The 16,780-nt window shown below is 36.0% G+C and carries 21 protein-coding genes; 18 read left to right on the forward strand and 3 right to left on the reverse strand.

Annotated elements, in window-relative coordinates; translation table 11 throughout:
- Positions 1-165: 165 nt before the first annotated feature.
- A complete protein-coding gene (locus C9J37_RS25665) occupies positions 166-681 on the forward strand; it encodes a hypothetical protein (protein ID WP_107897660.1) in 516 nt (171 codons plus the stop codon).
- Between the two features lie 347 nt (positions 682-1,028).
- Here the strand turns inward: C9J37_RS25665 and C9J37_RS25670 are convergent, their stop codons facing one another.
- The gene (locus C9J37_RS25670; RefSeq protein WP_137067800.1) at positions 1,029-1,508 is read right to left on the reverse strand and encodes a hypothetical protein; all 480 of its coding nucleotides are present in this window, start codon (positions 1,506-1,508) and stop codon (positions 1,029-1,031) included.
- Positions 1,509-1,687: 179 nt separating this feature from the next.
- Complete coding sequence (locus C9J37_RS29810) at positions 1,688-1,957, reverse strand: YxiJ family protein (RefSeq protein WP_107897662.1); 270 nt, start codon at positions 1,955-1,957, stop codon at positions 1,688-1,690.
- Positions 1,958-2,114: 157 nt separating this feature from the next.
- On the opposite strand from C9J37_RS29810, the gene C9J37_RS25680 reads away from it, so the two are divergent.
- The 17 genes from C9J37_RS25680 to C9J37_RS25755 all read left to right on the forward strand — a co-directional run bounded on the left by C9J37_RS25680 (position 2,115) and on the right by C9J37_RS25755 (position 16,245).
- Complete coding sequence (locus C9J37_RS25680; protein WP_107897663.1) at positions 2,115-2,531, forward strand: DUF6188 family protein; 417 nt, start codon at positions 2,115-2,117, stop codon at positions 2,529-2,531.
- A gap of 462 nt (positions 2,532-2,993) precedes the next feature.
- A complete protein-coding gene (locus C9J37_RS25685; RefSeq protein WP_107897664.1) occupies positions 2,994-3,527 on the forward strand; it encodes a hypothetical protein in 534 nt (177 codons plus the stop codon).
- Complete coding sequence (locus C9J37_RS25690) at positions 3,528-3,860, forward strand: immunity protein CdiI family protein (protein WP_107897665.1); 333 nt, start codon at positions 3,528-3,530, stop codon at positions 3,858-3,860.
- A gap of 93 nt (positions 3,861-3,953) precedes the next feature.
- The gene (locus C9J37_RS29200; RefSeq protein ID WP_235617244.1) at positions 3,954-4,139 is read left to right on the forward strand and encodes a DUF4279 domain-containing protein; all 186 of its coding nucleotides are present in this window, start codon (positions 3,954-3,956) and stop codon (positions 4,137-4,139) included.
- Positions 4,140-4,291: 152 nt separating this feature from the next.
- Entirely contained in the window at positions 4,292-4,438 is a 147-nt protein-coding gene (locus C9J37_RS28600; protein ID WP_167397434.1) for a hypothetical protein, read from the forward strand.
- Between the two features lie 123 nt (positions 4,439-4,561).
- Positions 4,562-5,065, forward strand: a complete 504-nt coding sequence (locus tag C9J37_RS25700) for a hypothetical protein (protein WP_107897666.1) — start codon at positions 4,562-4,564, stop codon at positions 5,063-5,065.
- The gene (locus C9J37_RS25705; protein WP_107897667.1) at positions 5,058-6,242 is read left to right on the forward strand and encodes a hypothetical protein; all 1,185 of its coding nucleotides are present in this window, start codon (positions 5,058-5,060) and stop codon (positions 6,240-6,242) included. The genes C9J37_RS25700 and C9J37_RS25705 overlap by 8 nt, the downstream gene beginning before the upstream one ends.
- Positions 6,243-6,257: 15 nt before the next feature.
- Entirely contained in the window at positions 6,258-6,602 is a 345-nt protein-coding gene (locus tag C9J37_RS25710; RefSeq protein ID WP_107897668.1) for a short-chain dehydrogenase, read from the forward strand.
- 26 nt (positions 6,603-6,628) lie between these two features.
- Positions 6,629-6,886 (forward strand): hypothetical protein, encoded by a 258-nt coding sequence (locus tag C9J37_RS25715; protein ID WP_107897669.1) that lies wholly within the window; start codon positions 6,629-6,631, stop codon positions 6,884-6,886.
- A gap of 295 nt (positions 6,887-7,181) precedes the next feature.
- Positions 7,182-7,922 carry a YcdB/YcdC domain-containing protein gene (locus C9J37_RS25720; protein WP_107897670.1) on the forward strand — a complete coding sequence of 247 codons (741 nt, stop codon included), beginning with the start codon at positions 7,182-7,184 and terminating at the stop codon, positions 7,920-7,922.
- Positions 7,915-8,550, forward strand: a complete 636-nt coding sequence (locus C9J37_RS25725) for a YcdB/YcdC domain-containing protein (RefSeq protein WP_107897671.1) — start codon at positions 7,915-7,917, stop codon at positions 8,548-8,550. The genes C9J37_RS25720 and C9J37_RS25725 overlap by 8 nt, the downstream gene beginning before the upstream one ends.
- 615 nt (positions 8,551-9,165) lie before the next feature.
- Positions 9,166-10,188: a YolC/YozM family protein gene (locus C9J37_RS25730; protein ID WP_107897672.1), complete on the forward strand. Its 1,023-nt coding sequence runs from the start codon at positions 9,166-9,168 to the stop codon at positions 10,186-10,188.
- The gene (locus C9J37_RS25735; protein ID WP_107897673.1) at positions 10,151-10,606 is read left to right on the forward strand and encodes a hypothetical protein; all 456 of its coding nucleotides are present in this window, start codon (positions 10,151-10,153) and stop codon (positions 10,604-10,606) included. The genes C9J37_RS25730 and C9J37_RS25735 overlap by 38 nt, the downstream gene beginning before the upstream one ends.
- 798 nt (positions 10,607-11,404) lie before the next feature.
- Entirely contained in the window at positions 11,405-12,853 is a 1,449-nt protein-coding gene (gene pdxR, locus C9J37_RS25740) for a MocR-like pyridoxine biosynthesis transcription factor PdxR (RefSeq protein WP_107897674.1), read from the forward strand.
- Positions 12,854-12,857: 4 nt separating this feature from the next.
- On the forward strand, positions 12,858-13,769 hold the full coding sequence (locus tag C9J37_RS25745) for a D-alanine--D-alanine ligase (RefSeq protein WP_107897675.1): 912 nt from the start codon (positions 12,858-12,860) through the stop codon (positions 13,767-13,769).
- Positions 13,770-13,868: 99 nt separating this feature from the next.
- Positions 13,869-15,050, forward strand: a complete 1,182-nt coding sequence (locus tag C9J37_RS25750; RefSeq protein WP_107897676.1) for an aminotransferase — start codon at positions 13,869-13,871, stop codon at positions 15,048-15,050.
- A 793-nt stretch (positions 15,051-15,843) separates the two neighbouring features.
- Positions 15,844-16,245: a hypothetical protein gene (locus C9J37_RS25755; RefSeq protein WP_107897677.1), complete on the forward strand. Its 402-nt coding sequence runs from the start codon at positions 15,844-15,846 to the stop codon at positions 16,243-16,245.
- Positions 16,246-16,398: 153 nt separating this feature from the next.
- Here C9J37_RS25755 and C9J37_RS25760 read toward each other — a convergent pair whose 3' ends face one another.
- The gene (locus C9J37_RS25760; protein ID WP_137067807.1) at positions 16,399-16,692 is read right to left on the reverse strand and encodes a MazG nucleotide pyrophosphohydrolase domain-containing protein; all 294 of its coding nucleotides are present in this window, start codon (positions 16,690-16,692) and stop codon (positions 16,399-16,401) included.
- Positions 16,693-16,780 lie beyond the last annotated feature (88 nt).

Genomic DNA, 16,780 nt, shown 5'->3' on the forward strand with positions numbered 1-16,780 from the left:
TAGCAGTCGATCGTATCAACTTACTTTTACAGTTACAAAACAAAGCAGCATAATTTTTCAAAAAACCAAAAACCGACCACGGGAGCAGTCTAAGCTCTTGAAAAAATCGATTTATGAAATTGATTCAAACAATTAATTTTTAACTATATTTTTAGGGGGAAAGAAATGAAGAAATTTTATATGATTTTTATGCCTCTTAGTTTAGTGATAATTACAGTATTAATTATTTTTAGCTACAAAACAGATGGAGAGAATGCAAAAGTAACATTAGAAAGTGTTGTAGGTAACTCTCTTTTCAAACTACTGGATAACTATGAAGCCATTCATTCGACAAAGGAATTATCAATTGACTCTATAAAAGAAATTAATGTAAATTTGACTTCAATCGAAGTTACCTCTGGCGTTATTGACTTAGCTGTAGGGCAAGAATTACTTAGTCCTATTGCCAATAATTTATTAAAAATAATGAAGGATTTAGAAAATAATTATGATCAAAACAAACAATTCACCGAACAGGATAAAGAAAAATACCAAAAAGCGATTACAGAAATTGGTGTTATGATCTCTCTAATTCATGAAATTTACTATGTTCCTAATTCTAAAGAAGGTGCTGAACCTAAATTAAAAATAGAAAATTTCGGTGAATTAAAAACTGTAAATAATCGACTTGTTGAAGATTAAAAGAGACCAGGTAAAATGCATTTACCTGGTCTCTTTTAAATGTGCGCCCGGCATGCGTATGAACTATAGGGTGCAAGTCCCGAACCCCGAAGACAGAAGTAGAGGTTAGCCAAGAGCAAGGGTGTCCGTGGCGACGCGGAATCTGAAGGAAGCTGGAGGCAAAACACCGGTCCGAGCAACATGAATCTCATATAAGGCTAAGGTTTATTACCATTTGAAAATATCCCTTGTTCAATAATTTGGCCCTTTTCATGAAGAAAGACGCTTTCCTTATTTCAGAAAAGCGCCCGATTGTTGAAGAACATTTTTTGTTTTGCCAAACCTTTCTTTGGGGACAGTTTACAACACTAAAAAATCTGTGTATAATGCTGAATTATTTGAAATTCAAGTTCTCTAATAATTACATTTGTTTCTGCTTCTAAAATTTTTATTTCAATTATTAACTTGTCCCACTCTTCTAAATATGAGCGCTTTACGCTTTTTTGAAAACTTCTAACCCCAGAAAATTTATCTAAATACAGATGTTTTTCAGAAGATAGATTATAGATACGGTCATCAATTTGCCATTGACCGAATTGAATATTTATATTTCTATCAATTTTATTTTGCGTATCAAAATTTAAAAACATTTCATCAGTCACTTCGTTAAAGTAAATACAGGTTATTTTTAGATAAAAATCGCTATCACTTATCAACAACAGTTGTATACCATCGTGGTCCTTTTCTCCACCAACAAATTCCTTCCACTGTTCTTTAGTCCACGAGTCCATTTTAGTTGTATCATATGTTTTCATTGGTAAAATGACGTTAATAATTTCTTTTGACATTCCCAAGTACAGCCTCCCCATTATTTGGCATTTAAATTGTATCATACTCGAAGATATAGGTTCTCAAGGGTTGTTTAATTAACTTTCATAAAAGAATGTTATTCAAATATAGCCCTTTAATAAAAAATACGCATCTTTTTATTAAAGAAATGCGCCAGTTAGTTGAAGAAGAAATAATCTTACTCAATTAATTTTAATAATAATTTTCTCGTTACTTCAAAGTTGTTATATTCCTCAAATAAGTCTTGATAATCGTAAATTTTGTGTTTAAAAAAACTATATTGTTTAAAGAAATCAAAAAAGGACATTTGTAAAAACTCCATCTGACTTTTGAGAATCTTAGTTGTTTTCCCTGTCGAAACATAATTTAAGGTTCCAGATATATTCATACAATAAGTATTAAAATCACCAGTTAGACAATCATCTTCTTCAGAAAAATTCAATAACAAAAGTGCGGGAACGAGCCTTTGAAGCCGTGCTCTCTTAAATTAGGAACGACAATGTTTTTAAAGCTGCATTCATTAATTGTCGTGTAATGTTAACCATTATCTTCTTCCTTTACATGATATAATGTAAATAATTTTTGTGTTGAAAAGGGGCGTTACTATGTCTAATCAGTATGAAATTGAACAAATACTTACGAAGTTACTCGCCCATGAAACGGTCGATGGATTATTGTTTTGGGGTCCTAAATTATTGTTGTCAACCGATACGAATATGTATGATGAAGTATTTCTATGTGTCGAAGGAACGTGTACGATTACAGGGCGAGACCGGGTTACAACCATTAAGGAGAGGGATCCCAACAAATTGCAGCAACTTTGTACGTTATCATATCAGAAAATTTCGTCAGTTCAAATCACGGATGAGAATAATCTTCGTCTACACTTTCAATCAGGTTTACTGCTTGAAATATTCGGTGATAATGAAGAGTTCGAAAGTTGGCAAGTAGAGGGGCGAGTGGACGGAAAAACGACGCTCATTGTCGCAGGGCCCGGCAACTGTTTAACGCTATTTGACTAATGGAGGATTTACATGAAAGAAGTAAGAGGCAAATAAGAAAGCGACGGTTAATGGAAGAACGACTAAGGGAAGCAACGAGTGAATTTCCGAAGACATTTTATAATGAGATCTATTCGATTAAGGTTCCGGCAAGTCAGACATTTATCGAAGCACTTCGTCAAAAGGGCGAGTTTTTTTAGCGAGTTATTTGCTAAACGGTGCGACAACGCTTAAGCAAGTAAAGCCCGTGAGTTAGAATATTTTCCACGTGAAGAGGTCGAGCGTGTTATGCAAAGCTGCGACCATGCGTATATGATGTCTGCTGGGATGGAGTATTACGGCTTTATGGATAAGGATTTGACATAGTATTTTACACAGCTGGATACATATATAAAAGCGTTTATCGAAGATGGTTATGAGCCGTACAAAAAGCTGGATTGCTCTATTAATATGTTTGATTTTTTCATGAAGTGTATAATCGCGATGATTCGTAAGCGTGATATCGATGTGAGAGCGTACCCACAAGGAATCAACATGCTCGAACTTTTAGCAAAATTCCCAGCGAAGTACGATGACGGGATGATGCAGCGCAAGGCGGAAAAGATTAAGGGTTATTTTGAGGAAGCAAAGGCTTGGTATGAACAATTAGATTTTCACGTATTCAAAGATATACTGCTAGAGGCGACGTTTGATAATTTACATGAATCGAATTATTTGTTTGTTTATTATTTACTAAAACATAATGAGAAGCCGAACTTGCATGATTTAGCCTATCTATTAATGTCACAGCCACTTTGTCATACGGAACGTGCCTATTTTATTGCCTACAATCATGCGAAAAGAGCAGCAGCGTTAACCGATTATGCCGATACGGCGCTATTAGAAAATATCATATTTTTACACGGTGTTCCAGATCAAATGGTTTCAGATGCTGAAGCGGAGAAAGTCGCCCGAAAATTTTTGGCGATAGATTCAAGGAACGAAATAGCGAAGCAATGGTTAAAGGAGAGAAAATAGATGTCACTTTGTTTATGTAAGGAACTAAAGACGTTAAAAGTAGAAGCAGATATGGGGGCGAATCCATTATGGTGTCACGAATGCTGTGCCAACTTAGATGTAGATGAATTTACCTTGTTAGAAGCACTAAAGGGTGAGCTTTTACAGTGGGGAGAGACTTACGGTACGTGGATTGATTGGGAGACGGACGGCGTTGTATCAGGTGGTGTCGCAATGGATGAAGCACATAATGCACGCGGGGCCAAGCTAACGGAGCAGGTAAGGAACGAGCTAATGCAATATGACGTTGTATTTTCACCTTCAACATTCGCGAAAAGACATAGCGAGGTGTAAGGAGGCAGACATGGCTCAAACATCTTTATATGCATACATACAATTGATTGGCAATACGATTTTCCTATAGAGGCGGTCACAGAGCGTTTAGGTATTCAGCCAACAAGAACGTGGAAGGTTGGTGAAAAGGTACTTCCAGACAAGCCATTTGAACGTTTTTACACATGTTGGATTTATAAAATAGACCAGCTTGAAACGTTAGTGGTAGAGGATGTACTCGACCCTTTGTATAACTTATTTAATCCGAAGGTAGAGATTATCAATCAGTTAAAGCAATAGTTCGATTTAACGGCATAAATAGCGCTTGTTATCGAAATGGAAAACGGTCGCACACCAGGATTAGTGATTTCCCCACAATTTAGCCATTTTGCAAGTAGCGTGGATGCACTGATTGGTATATGTTTATCCGTTTAGTGGGGAGGACGAGGAATGTGATTAATTTATTGAAATATGACACGTCTTACGAATGGATAATCGACGTAAAAGAAGACTACGTTGCCTACGCTGTTTTAGGTGAGGCGTCTGATTATGTTGCGGAAACGAGCGAGCGAATGCGTAAGTTTGCGAAAAAGTTATAGGTGTTTCCGTTTTATTTACACTTTGAAAGCTATTATGATACATCCAATGACATCTTAGCGGAAACGGATTTTGATATTCAGTACAAGCCGTCAGGACGAACAGTGGAAAGGGGCTGGCTATACATGAAACTAAGAGCGTATAACAGGAAAATGCGCTTCCTCCAATTAGACGAAAGCTTTAACCAATATGACGTCATTAGTGAACTGGAAGTACCCGTCGTGATGCAGCACTTCGCACAAAATCGCTGGTCGTTTCCAATGACGCTTTATTTTGAAGCGTATCCATTTAAAAGAGAGGACATAATAAGCGCGCCATTACCCGTTCAGCAAATGCCTTCAGAAAAACGAATCATCAGCCTTTCACTGAAAGGAATGAGGCGCGAGGCATTACAGGCTTTTATGGTGAACATTGAAAATGAAGCAGTGTTACAACAGGCTTTCGACGAATTTTTCTATGTCGCCGAGCAAAATCATTTTTTCGCTTTAACAAACGAGCCGTGTATTACATATAAAGGAGAAGATCCAATCGTCTGCACAGAAGCAGCAGAGGTTTTACTAGCCGATTATGATGGACAAGGTGCCATTTTTATTACCAATCATGATGCAAAGGAGAATGACGATGCGTAAATTTATTGAACCATTTGTCGTAGCACCGATTGCCTCGCAGCAGATAGAGGATGAAACAACTTCTTATTTTGATGAAGCCGGTCAACTGCTTGCAGAAGCGAATACGCATGATGGGCAGTTATATTTAGCTGTATTTTATGGTACGAATGAGCAGCCACCAATTACAAAGCAAGAGCTAGAAGCCATTATTAAGCAAGTGCAGCACGTATTTGAACTTGAACAACTGGTAGTGGAGTCGATGGAACAAGAGGATGGTGGTTGGGCGGTTAGTCTGAAAATGCAGGAGCCTAAATTTAACGTCTTGGTGCCAAGCAGCGGGATGACGATTACGATAAGTGATACGGGCTTTGTGAAGGCGGTTACTGTGAGTGACAATGATTTCGAAATACTATACCCTGACAAGCTCATTTCAAAGGAGGAAGCACGCGCTATATTGCAGCGGCAATCTTTGTTACAGCTTGGCATCATCCCGGAACTTGGCTGGCAATACGGCTATAAGCAAAATCACGACCTGTACGGGCTGAGTGCTGATGGGACCCCACGTTTATGGAGCAATGAGGAGTTTATGCAAGGCGTTACCTATGAAGCTTTGCCTGAAGTGGAGGAGCTAGCGAGTTTCGAAGCCTTTTTACAGGGAGGACGAGCAGAGCCTGTACGTTTTGAACAGTTAGAACATGAACAATACTGGGTGATTCCGAGTGATGAACGGATTTGTTTAGACGAAGACGGTTTTATGCGAGCATGTCGAGTCGTTAAAAGCTTAGTTGGGCAGCATTACGACAGCTATTTGATTGAACATGTGCCTGCATTGGAGCGACAGAATCACACGCACAAGGCCTATCGTTTTATCTATCAGTTTGAGGGGATTTCATTTGAGTTTCAAGCGATTTCAATTACTGTTCGGTCCGACACAAATCAAATTATGTCTATTTCATATACACCGATGGCCTTTGATACGTTTCTTAATTTGCAACCCCCGACGATTTCCCTTGAAGAAGCCAACCAAATCGCACAGCATCTTGTTGATGTGGAATTATATTTAGAAAATGATGTAGAAAATCGTAAAAAGCTGTCCTTTGTCTATCTAATCACTTACCCAACCTCGCCAACAGGTGGACATATTCAATATGTTGAGGGGTTTACAGGAGAGATTCATTGGGTGGAGACAGGGTGGTAAAATGGAGGCATACAAATGGGATTATCACATGAGTTCGGCATAATTATTGATATTCAAGATCAGGCGTATGAAAGCTATACACCTGAAAAATATGACTGTATTTCCCTTCATGATGATATTATTTCAGACATAATGGAAGCTTTAACTTTGATGCCAACGTACTTTCATCGTTTAGAACTTCCGAACTTTGGCTTAGCGTATCACGGTATCACGATTATTCCACCAGTATCGCTTCCGTTATTTTTAGATATGGTGTTACAAAGTGATGCATGGAAACGCTATGAAGAGTTAGATGAATTAGCCGTGAAAATTAAAGAAGCAATCCGTTTACAACGCTATATGATTCATTATGGTATTTAACGAACGTTTAAATGAGAGAGAATACATTGATTTTAAAAAACGGTGTCATAGGCTTTACAGCAGGGGATTTGTCATTAGAACGCGACTGGGATGAGCTACTAACAACGTTTAAAAAGAATTGCTATGCGGCTGTTCAACACGTAAAAGGACAAGTGTTAAATTGGTATGAGCCAGACATAGATATTTCTTATGCGCATGCTCAAGTGAATGAAGGTAGAACTGATTGGTACAATGAAGATGGCAATTTAGATAATCAAACCCCTACACCAGCCGATGATGAATAGTGAATGTAACATTGGGGAGTCAAGAAGTCATAGTTAAGGTTTAAAAGAACCAAAATAGTTCTCTACAAGGCTGTTTAAGATATTATTGTTTTGCTTTTCTACGACAAAAAAAGCGTACACTAGTAGTGGAAACCGAGCTTATACAGCAACAGCTATTTGAACAAGAACAATCAGTGAACTACGAATTTGTCCACGAAACAATGTCTTTAGTTCGAAAAGATTATCAAACCGTACTTATATTATTATATTTTATGATTTTAAAGTACAAGAATTTGCCTATCTCCTAGATAAGCCAATGAATACGATCAAAATGTATTTACATCGTGGTCGTATCCAAATAAAAAAGCAACTAGAACAACGCATGAACAAGCCAATTAAGCAGAAAGAAGTGATACATATGCTAAAGGCACAACTAGCGAAATTAGCGTTAAACTATGTGTCAATTCCTGATCACTATCAATTATTAGTAGAGGATTATACAAATGAACAAGCTACATTTATATGGTCGACAGACGATTTAGAAGAAGGAATTGAAGTGTCACTTGATCCGAATGGAAAATTATTAGATTTAACTAGACCTCCTTCAACAACAGGTACACTCGTCACAACGCAGCAGCAGCAAGCCATTGCAGAACAATTTTTAACAGAGCAATACACTGAAGCATTAGATTATTTAACTGTGTCTACAATCATTGAAAAAGAGGATGAAACAAAGTTTTTATATAAACAATTTGTGGGAGACTATCCTCTTGAAAGCTATTACACAAAAATAATCGTTTCCAAGTACGGAGAAATCATTGATTTTAAGTACAATGGCTACACGAAATCTCCACCAAAAATCCCTACGCAGCTTGCCAGCAAGGACAGGATTTTACAACAAGTATTTAAAGCCCCATGGACTTTATCGATGAAGTATTTAGTGAGTGACAATTATTCTGTTGCACAGTCTGGCCTGTACCCGATTTATGAGAGTCCAATTGTATACCAGTCATTTAATGCAATTGATGGAAAAACTACGGGAAGTCGAAATGGATGAAAATACACTCGGCATTGTATGGCGAAAAAAAGAGTGGAAAGCCCCGAAAGATAAATCAATTGAAAATTTCCTGCTTGAACGTATAGAGAATACGGTGAAGGCGAAGATTGATAAGCATTCTAGGAATTTAAAGGAGTTCATGTGGTTTAAAGAGCGTACAGGTGAACTGGATCTTTCGTTCGAAGCTTGTCGCGATATTGCTTGTACATTTATTGCGACATATTTTAAACAATATGTTCCTTATTTACAAATGCAAATCAAGAAACCATCCTTTAATGAGGCGAACCGTGCTTTTTTCACTTTTCCGCTGCACGTAGCTCATGGCTTACAAATAGAATGGGAACATTTTTACGTTGGCGTAAATAAAACGACGGGATTCATCGATATATTCAGGTCTCCTAGTATTGACCTAGAACTTCTTTACTCCTATGATTCTGCAACTATTCAACCTATAGAGAACGTAATACCTGCCTTAAAAGAGGCCGATGCCTTTTTACAATGGTCTAGACGGTATGATGAAAATAAAAACGATGAAGTATTACAATATCGATTGAGACAATCGGAAACAAAACAGCAGATTGTTGGTATAGATGCAACGACAGGACAACTTATCGTCAGTAAACTTTAAATAAAGCGGAGTATTATAGCCCAGAGAATATATAACTTTTAAAAGCCTACAAATGAAACAGGATTGTTCTTGTTTCGCAATCGGGCCAAATTATTGAAGATTAACATTGCTGAAAATGGCAATATTTGAGGTGATTGGTATTAAACAAACGGAGCAGTTCAATCGAGTATTACAATATCGATTGGGACAATCGGAACCTCTGTTCCAAAATTTGTAATAATACATCTCAGCAGCATGTAGATTTTTAGTATAGTAGTAAGCTATACGTAATAAATGTTCATTATGACCATCTAATATTTTTCTCAAATTCAGAAACACCCCCTTCACATATATAACGAGTCTGAATTATTTTGTGATTCAAAAAGTATTTTTTTGATTTTTGGTAAATGTCATACATTTAAATTAGGATATTACAATAGAGAATGCCATTCCCTATGTGAATCCTGACCGTGAGGAAGATAGAAAGAATGAGAAATTATCACTATTTAATAGAAGTGTAATGGAGGGCACCGCAGATTGAAATTTTTCGAGATAGATTTTACTTAATAAATGTGTGAGATTTAAAAAATGCTTATTGTGGATTAATTTGGTAAAATATTTAAAGGGGGAAATATAGTGAAAAATTTTATTTCTGTTTTCATAATAATTGTTGTAGTGGTCTTAGTAATTAATATAGACATTGACAAAAATAATAGCTACTCTTCTGATATTAATGATGAGAAACAATGGAATCGTATTGCATTTGTTCTTGATAATACGTGGGATGAATTTGGTTTATTAAGTTTTCAAGTAACCCCAGATTCAAAAATTTTAATTGAAATGGATGAAACTAAAAGTGAATTACAATTGATAAAATATTTAAAGGAAAATGTAAATAAAACAGATTTGAACCAATACAACATTGAAATTATTAAAAGAAGTTTACATGAAGTTGAGACAGAGCGTTTTATGATGGAGCTTTCAGGTATTATATCTGATTATTTACAAGAAAAAAATTACCACGATGTAGATCTTTACGACCTTTCAATGGAACCTAAACCGATACTAAAAATTTCTATTCCTAAGTCTAGTGAACAATCAAGCGAAAACATCAAAAAAGAGCTAGAAGATGTATTGGCTTCCAAGAGCTCGGAATTACTAAGAGAAGATATTTCTTATGAAATTCAGGTGATAGAACTTAATAGAGAACGTACTATTGAACCAGTTGCGAATATTAGTGATATTGTTGAATATTCTCAAGATGAGGGGGAAAAATCAATAATTTATGATACAGATATTTTTAAAGGAAATGGTTTCTATAAAATGTCTTGGGCACAACCAGCAGATTCAAAGGAATATAAATTTCATGTAACAAACAATACAGGGATAAATGTAACAGTTCAAATTCAACAAAGTGGTCATACTCAAACTTATGATTTAATGGCAAATAGTTCTAATACATGGATTCAATCAGTTGCTGCTACTGGTGACCATACAATAGTTGTAACAACTTCTGATGGAAGAATTTTTAAAGGGGATGTTATTGTTAGTGTAGGTGCATTAGAAAGTATTGTAGCAACCGGTACGAAGTGTATAGTGTACGATTCAAAGGAGGATACATATGAATTGGATGGAAATAAAGGATACATCCGATATTGAGTATTTACTAGAGCGTTTTGGTTATTTTCATGATGGCTGTTTAAGAGAAATGTATATGTGGACAGGAACTTATGTAAATGAAGATTTATCTATGGAAGTGCCAGGAGAATTAGATACAAACGTAAAACTATTATTTCAGCGTCAATATGCTAATCCATCTGCTATTGAAATACTATTTGAAGGTGTAACGGGTATTCGAATTATTCCGAGTCCAGAAAATTACGATTCAATAATCATAGATGCAGTAATTCTAAAAATTGAAGATAATTTTTATTGGGCTGATAACTATGATTGGCATCCTAAAGAAAATGCGGACAATTATAGCAATTGGATTTCGGCGAAACAAATGAAATGGCGAGAAGTAAATGATTGGATGGGTAAACAAAATCGGTATGAGCTTAAAAACATTCCTAAATGAAAGTTTGGAAATACTTCAAAATGTCACGAATGTTTTTAAATTAATGTTTCCCGGCTTTGCTTAGGAACTTTGTTTATACATCTTCTTTACAGGTAGGTAGCATAAACGTTTAATCTCAGTATTTTTACTTGCTTGAATTGTTCTTCATTTTGAACGTTGAATAAGTGAGTTTCATAAATTCACCTTTAGCAATATGCTTTTGGTGAACATCAGGTTCAAAATCATTTATACATGTTCATTTTTAGTAGACCTTAGCTGAACAAAATAGACTGTGGTAATGTCAATATTGTCAATTAGAGTTATTTTGTACTATAAGTTAAATATAAAAAAGCCAAGTTTCTCAACATGCAAATGGAGAAATTTGGCTTTTATCGTTACTTTGGAAAAGTGCTCTGTAATGGAATAGCTGAGCAGTTTCTAATAAAACCTGTATTGTGGAATTCATTTTAACTGATATAATACATAATTTAATCTTTTAGCGTAATAGGTGACGGAAACAATGACTTATAGTCGATAGGAAGGAAAGAGAAATTAGTGTAGTGGAGTATAGAGCTTCTAGCTATGGACAAGAAAAAATTCAACCGTACAATGAGAAGGAATGAAACGAGTATAATACAGCCACTTTAAAGGTAGCCCTGAAAACGGAGTGATTGGGTGAACAACTCATTAATTTGTTTATCATTTATTTAGGGGTATAAATAGTTCCACACCCTACCACCAGACCATAAAAATCCATGTTGAGTGGACCTTTTGGAATCGGTGTAGAAATGTAAAAATGTAAATAAGGAGATGAATTCAGTGTTTAAGGATTTTAAGATAACGGAAGGCAGGCCTTTGTATATTCAGCTTAAGGAATATTTAATAAGAATGATGACGAACGGGCATTTACTTGAACATCAAAAGCTTCCATCCACTCGTGAACTCAGCTCATTATTAGCTATCAGTCGAAATACCGTTCTTACGGCTTATGCAGATTTAGAGCAAGAAGGCATGATTTATGCAGTAAAAGGAAAAGGACACTTTGTAAGTCATGTAGAGACCTTTCAATCTCCAACTATCGAGTTAAATTGGACTGAAAAAATCAATGAGCAAACCTTTTTATCTGAAAAATTAGATCTCATGAAACACGGAGTACGTTGGAATAAGGAAATGATTTCATTTACAAGTATCGCGCCCGATGAAAAGCTATTTGATGTAGAAAATTTTAAAAAGGCATTTTTAAATCGTATGTCCATTGAAGGAGACATTGTTCTTAACTATGGTTATGCAAAGGGCTATAAACCGCTTATCGACTACCTCCTTAACTACATGGAGATTAAGGGAGTAGACATTCGAAACAAAGATATTTTAATTACCAATGGCTTCACAGAAGGACTGGATATTCTTTTATCCACTTTAAATAAAAAGAACGGCCGTGTTATTTGTGAAAATCCAACCCATCATGCAGCCCTCAAGCTCTTTCGATTACATGGCTATGAGATCGATGGCATTGAAATGGAGGATGACGGTGTCAATGTTAGCGAGCTAGAAAAATGCTTATCTAAACAGGAATATGATTTTGCCTACTTCATTCCGTCATATCATAATCCAACTGGAATCGTAACATCCTCTCAAAAAAGAAAGAAAATCATGGACCTGTTTTCGGCCTATCAGCTTCCTATTATAGAAGATGGATTTAATGAAGAATTACGTTACTCAGGATCCCATCAGGCTCCATTGGCTGCTTTTGCTGGAAACGGCAATAATGTTATTTATATTGGTAGCTTCTCTAAAATTCTTTTTCCTGGCTTGCGAGTTGGCTGGATTTTAGCAGACAAAGAGTTGATTTATTATTTGGAAAGTATGAAAAGAGCTAGAACGGTGCATACGTCAACTTTAGATCAAGCCGTGCTATATCAATATTTAAATGATGGCTACTTTGAGAAGTATATAAAAAAAGCAAAAGCAGTCTATAAGAAAAAATATGAACTAGCTGTCCATTATTGTAAGCAATATATTCCATGTAAGCGAATCACCAGTGACGGTGGGCTCCACCTTTTTATAGAACTAGATTACAACATTGACTCACAAAAGCTTTTAGAAAAGTGTTACCAAAAGGGAGTTGTTTTTTCGACAGGGAATGTATTTTACACAGACAGTAGTGGACAACATACGTTACGGTTAGGATTTTCTAGGTTAAATGAGAAAGAAATTATACAAGGAATTAAAATCATAGGAGACACTTTAAAAAATAATTATGGAGGTTAAAAAAATGAGAGTTGGCGTCATTATGGGCGGGGTTTCTTCCGAGAAGCAAGTTTCAATTATGACAGGTGAAGAAATGATCGCTAATTTAGATAAAAATAAGTATACAATTGTACCAATACACATAGAGAAAAAAGAAGATTTAGTGGAAAATGCAAGGAATCTTGACGTTGCGTTACTGGCGCTACATGGCAAGTACGGTGAGGACGGCACCGTTCAAGGGGCCCTTGAAACTATGGGAGTTCCCTATACAGGAAGTAGTGTTCTGTCCAGTAGCTTATGTATGGATAAGAATATTTCGAAAAAAATCATGAGGTATGAAGGTGTGCAAACACCAGATTGGATTCATCTTATGAACATTCAAGAGCTTAATATGGATGAACTAGATAATATGGGGTACCCAGTAGTAGTGAAACCTAATTCAGGTGGCTCAAGTGTAGGCGTAAAAATTGTGTATGACAAAGAAGCGGTAACATCTACGATTGCGGAAGTATTCAAATGGGATTCCGAAGTGATCATCGAAAAGCTGGTAACGGGCGAGGAAATCACTTGTTCGATATTGGATGGCAAGATTTTGCCGATAATTTCTATTCGTCATCAGAACGAGTTTTTTGACTACACCTCTAAATATAATGATGTGACTACAATTGAAGAGGTGATTCAGCTCCCCCCTGAAACATATAATCGTGTTGTTGCTTCAGCGATTTCTTGCTATAAATCATTGAAATGTAGCGTTTATGCCCGTATTGATATGATCATGAATAACGGCGTTCTGTATGTATTGGAAGTTAATACATTACCTGGAATGACGAAAAACAGCCTGTTACCTAAAAGTGCACAATCAGCAGGTATTCCGTATCCTCAGCTACTTGACTTGATCATTGAAAAATCACTTAAAGTAAAGAGAAATGATGGATAGAGCAATAATAAGCAGATATTAGCCTTAGCAATATTTTTACATATTATTGAAATAGAATACGAACAAAAGATAAAGATAAAAGAATCGTGGTGTCCCATAATGATCGAAACAAAATCTTATTTAGCAAACGCTGTAGAACAATTAAAGCCTTCTGGTATACGCCACTTTTTTGACTTGGCTACAAAAATGGAAGGTGTTATTTCTCTTGGCGTAGGAGAACCAGACTTTGTCACACCTTGGCATGTCAGAGAAGCTGCAATTTCATCGTTAGAACAAGGCTATACTTCTTATACAGCAAATGCTGGACTACTTGAACTAAGAGAAGAGATTGCTTTATATATGAAAAAATACTTTTCGGTTACCTATGCTCCTCAATCAGAAATTATTGTGACTGTGGGTGCTAGCCAAGCAATTGATATCGCTTTAAGAGCAATACTAGATCCAGGTGATGAAGTCATTGTTGTGGAGCCTTGCTTTGTCTCGTATGCCCCACTCGTAACGATGGCTGGAGGCGTACCTGTTACTGTGCAAGCATTAAAAGAAAATGAATTTAAAATTCTTCCGCATCAATTAGAAGCAGCTATTACAAAAAAGACCAAAGCGATTATGATTTGTTCTCCTAATAATCCTACTGGTTCTTTGCTTAATAAAACAGAATTAGAGAAGATTGCTGAACTTTGTGAACAATATGATTTGCTTGTACTTTCCGATGAAATTTACGCAGAACTTGTTTATGATGAAAACTATACAAGCATTGCCTCTATACAAGGAATGCACAAGCGAACGATTTTACTAAACGGTTTTTCAAAGGCATTTGCGATGACAGGATGGCGCTTAGGGTTTGTTTGTGCTCCTGAAGAAATATCCCAGGGCATGTTAAAAATTCATCAATACACTATTATGTGTGCTCCAACGATGGCCCAATATGCAGCGCTAGAAGGGCTAAAACATGGTAGATCCAATGTAGAAGATATGAGAAACATTTATCGCCAACGTCGTAATTTTATCGTTAAATCTTTTAATGATATGGGGTTAAGTTGTCATTATCCGGGCGGAGCATTCTATGCATTTCCATCCATTGCGTCAACAGGACTAAGTTCTCAAGCATTCGCAGAGCAGTTGTTATTAACTGAAAAAGTTGCTGTTGTTCCAGGAGATGTTTTCGGTGAAAGCGGTGAAGGAAATATTCGTTGCTCCTACGCTGCCTCTATGGAACAACTACAAGAAGCAATGAAACGTATTCAGCGATTTGTTGATAATCTTGAAAATCACAATCACTAGTATTAGATAACTTCTTTTCTTTAAAAAGTAACTGTTAGTTTTATAATTGAGTAGAAAAGCAACCGTAAATATAAACCTAGTCATATCAAGGGTTTGGAGTGTGTGAGTGTCGATATTGATTCACAACAACTAGCTTAGAGCCTATGAGATGAATCGAGCTGACTAATCATGCACAAGGTCAATTCTCGATTCGTCTGACAGCGGGATTCTAGGAAGTGTTCTTGTGATTGTTGTGAGTGTAGCAACAGGTCTTACATATATGGTAAGCAATCATACACTTAAGCCCAACCTTGATGGCTATGTCAGAATTGCATCATTGGTTTAAATATCATCTTTATATTTTTTACAATAGAGATAGTTAATCGAATAGCACAATAAACTCCATAAATCATAGCCAATAATATAAGAAAAATTATTATTTGACCTATCCTTACTTCCATCATTTGTCCCACCTTATTGTTCCAGTCTTAAATTACTACGCTTTTCTTAAATTACTGAATAATCAGTACTCTATATAGTATAGCGTATTTACAAATATTGGTTCAAGATGGGTGTGTAAGTGCAACAAGAATGCATGACCGTTACCACAGGCGATACGATAGGGTTTGACTGCTTCTATTCCTTGTGAAGTTTTGTTCTTTTTGTTCCAATTAGAAGCTGTCTTTTAATCAAGTAACTGACATAGTCATTAACAGTAGCAAAGAGCAACTAACAGGGCAATTGTTAAGGAATCATAGGAGCTTAACAATAGAGCTATACGATAACGAGAGGTACGTACAACTGATATAGGTTTATGACTGCTCGCTATGGCTTCATACTACAAGTAAAATTTACATTTTATTTAAGTGGTCGTGAAGCTTGTCACAGCTGTAGAGTGACCTCACAGGTACGTCACAGAGTCAAGGTTGACCAAAAGAAAGAGCTTATTGAGCAGTTAAAACATAGCCAAAGTTTCACAAATGAGGAAAAACTAAAGCTCTTACAGAACGTTATTGTCAGTGATTTTGAGCTAGAATATCATTTCACTAGGCCTAATTATGATGATGAAGTTCAAGTTTTCAATGATATTTTTAAAGAGAATCCAATTGAATCTAGCCTAGAAGCTATGCCAATGGGGATAACTGTTAAAAGGAATCGTAACTATGTATCAGCTATGCGCCATCTTAGCTATAGTGAAGATTCTCTTTTCTTATGAACGGCGTAAGATATTTGTTGGATAAATCTAAAGGTGAACTAATTCGAAAGTATATTTTGTGTTGTAAATAGTATTTAATACTGCAATCTTCAATTAAAGTACGATCACTATATTGAATAAAAAACGTCTCTAAATCAGTGTTTGGAACGTTTTCTATATGTATGATTTATAGCGTTTCATTAACTTTTCTTTATGACTTTCCATAATCTCTGTTAAATCGATATCGTATTTATCCGCTAAAATAAATAAATTATCCAACACATCCCCGAGTTCTTCTTTCAAGTTTGCCAGTTGCTGATTCTTTGTTGGTGTTTCCTCGTCTGGACGGTCGCGACCAATCTCAATTGTACGGATCGCTTTTGATACTTCTCCTACTTCTTCTGTTAAAAAATTTACACGTATAAATGAGTTTAAGTCATACCAGCCTCGTTTCTTACGATTAGTCAATCTTATTTAAAGAATAATTTATATTTTTTATGAGTGTGAAGTGGTGAGGGACATCCCTCACCACTTCACACTCATTTTTAGATACGCC

The sequence above is a fragment of the Lysinibacillus mangiferihumi genome (assembly GCF_003049665.1).
GTDB lineage: Bacteria > Bacillota > Bacilli > Bacillales_A > Planococcaceae > Lysinibacillus > Lysinibacillus mangiferihumi.

Excerpts from the sequence above, each read along its gene's own strand:
- C9J37_RS25690 (WP_107897665.1), top strand. The coding sequence starts at position 3,528 with ATGTCACTTTGTTTATGTAAGGAACTAAAGACGTTAAAAGTAGAAGCA.
- C9J37_RS25755 (WP_107897677.1), top strand. The coding sequence starts at position 15,844 with ATGACTGCTCGCTATGGCTTCATACTACAAGTAAAATTTACATTTTAT.
- C9J37_RS25735 (WP_107897673.1), top strand. The coding sequence starts at position 10,151 with ATGAATTGGATGGAAATAAAGGATACATCCGATATTGAGTATTTACTA.
- C9J37_RS25670 (WP_137067800.1), bottom strand. The coding sequence starts at position 1,508 with ATGTCAAAAGAAATTATTAACGTCATTTTACCAATGAAAACATATGAT.
- C9J37_RS25665 (WP_107897660.1), top strand. The coding sequence starts at position 166 with ATGAAGAAATTTTATATGATTTTTATGCCTCTTAGTTTAGTGATAATT.
- C9J37_RS25705 (WP_107897667.1), top strand. The coding sequence starts at position 5,058 with ATGCGTAAATTTATTGAACCATTTGTCGTAGCACCGATTGCCTCGCAG.
- C9J37_RS25710 (WP_107897668.1), top strand. The coding sequence starts at position 6,258 with ATGGGATTATCACATGAGTTCGGCATAATTATTGATATTCAAGATCAG.
- C9J37_RS25750 (WP_107897676.1), top strand. The coding sequence starts at position 13,869 with ATGATCGAAACAAAATCTTATTTAGCAAACGCTGTAGAACAATTAAAG.
- C9J37_RS25745 (WP_107897675.1), top strand. The coding sequence starts at position 12,858 with ATGAGAGTTGGCGTCATTATGGGCGGGGTTTCTTCCGAGAAGCAAGTT.
- C9J37_RS25720 (WP_107897670.1), top strand. The coding sequence starts at position 7,182 with ATGAATACGATCAAAATGTATTTACATCGTGGTCGTATCCAAATAAAA.
- C9J37_RS25685 (WP_107897664.1), top strand. The coding sequence starts at position 2,994 with ATGATTCGTAAGCGTGATATCGATGTGAGAGCGTACCCACAAGGAATC.
- C9J37_RS25680 (WP_107897663.1), top strand. The coding sequence starts at position 2,115 with ATGTCTAATCAGTATGAAATTGAACAAATACTTACGAAGTTACTCGCC.
- C9J37_RS25725 (WP_107897671.1), top strand. The coding sequence starts at position 7,915 with ATGGATGAAAATACACTCGGCATTGTATGGCGAAAAAAAGAGTGGAAA.
- C9J37_RS25700 (WP_107897666.1), top strand. The coding sequence starts at position 4,562 with ATGAAACTAAGAGCGTATAACAGGAAAATGCGCTTCCTCCAATTAGAC.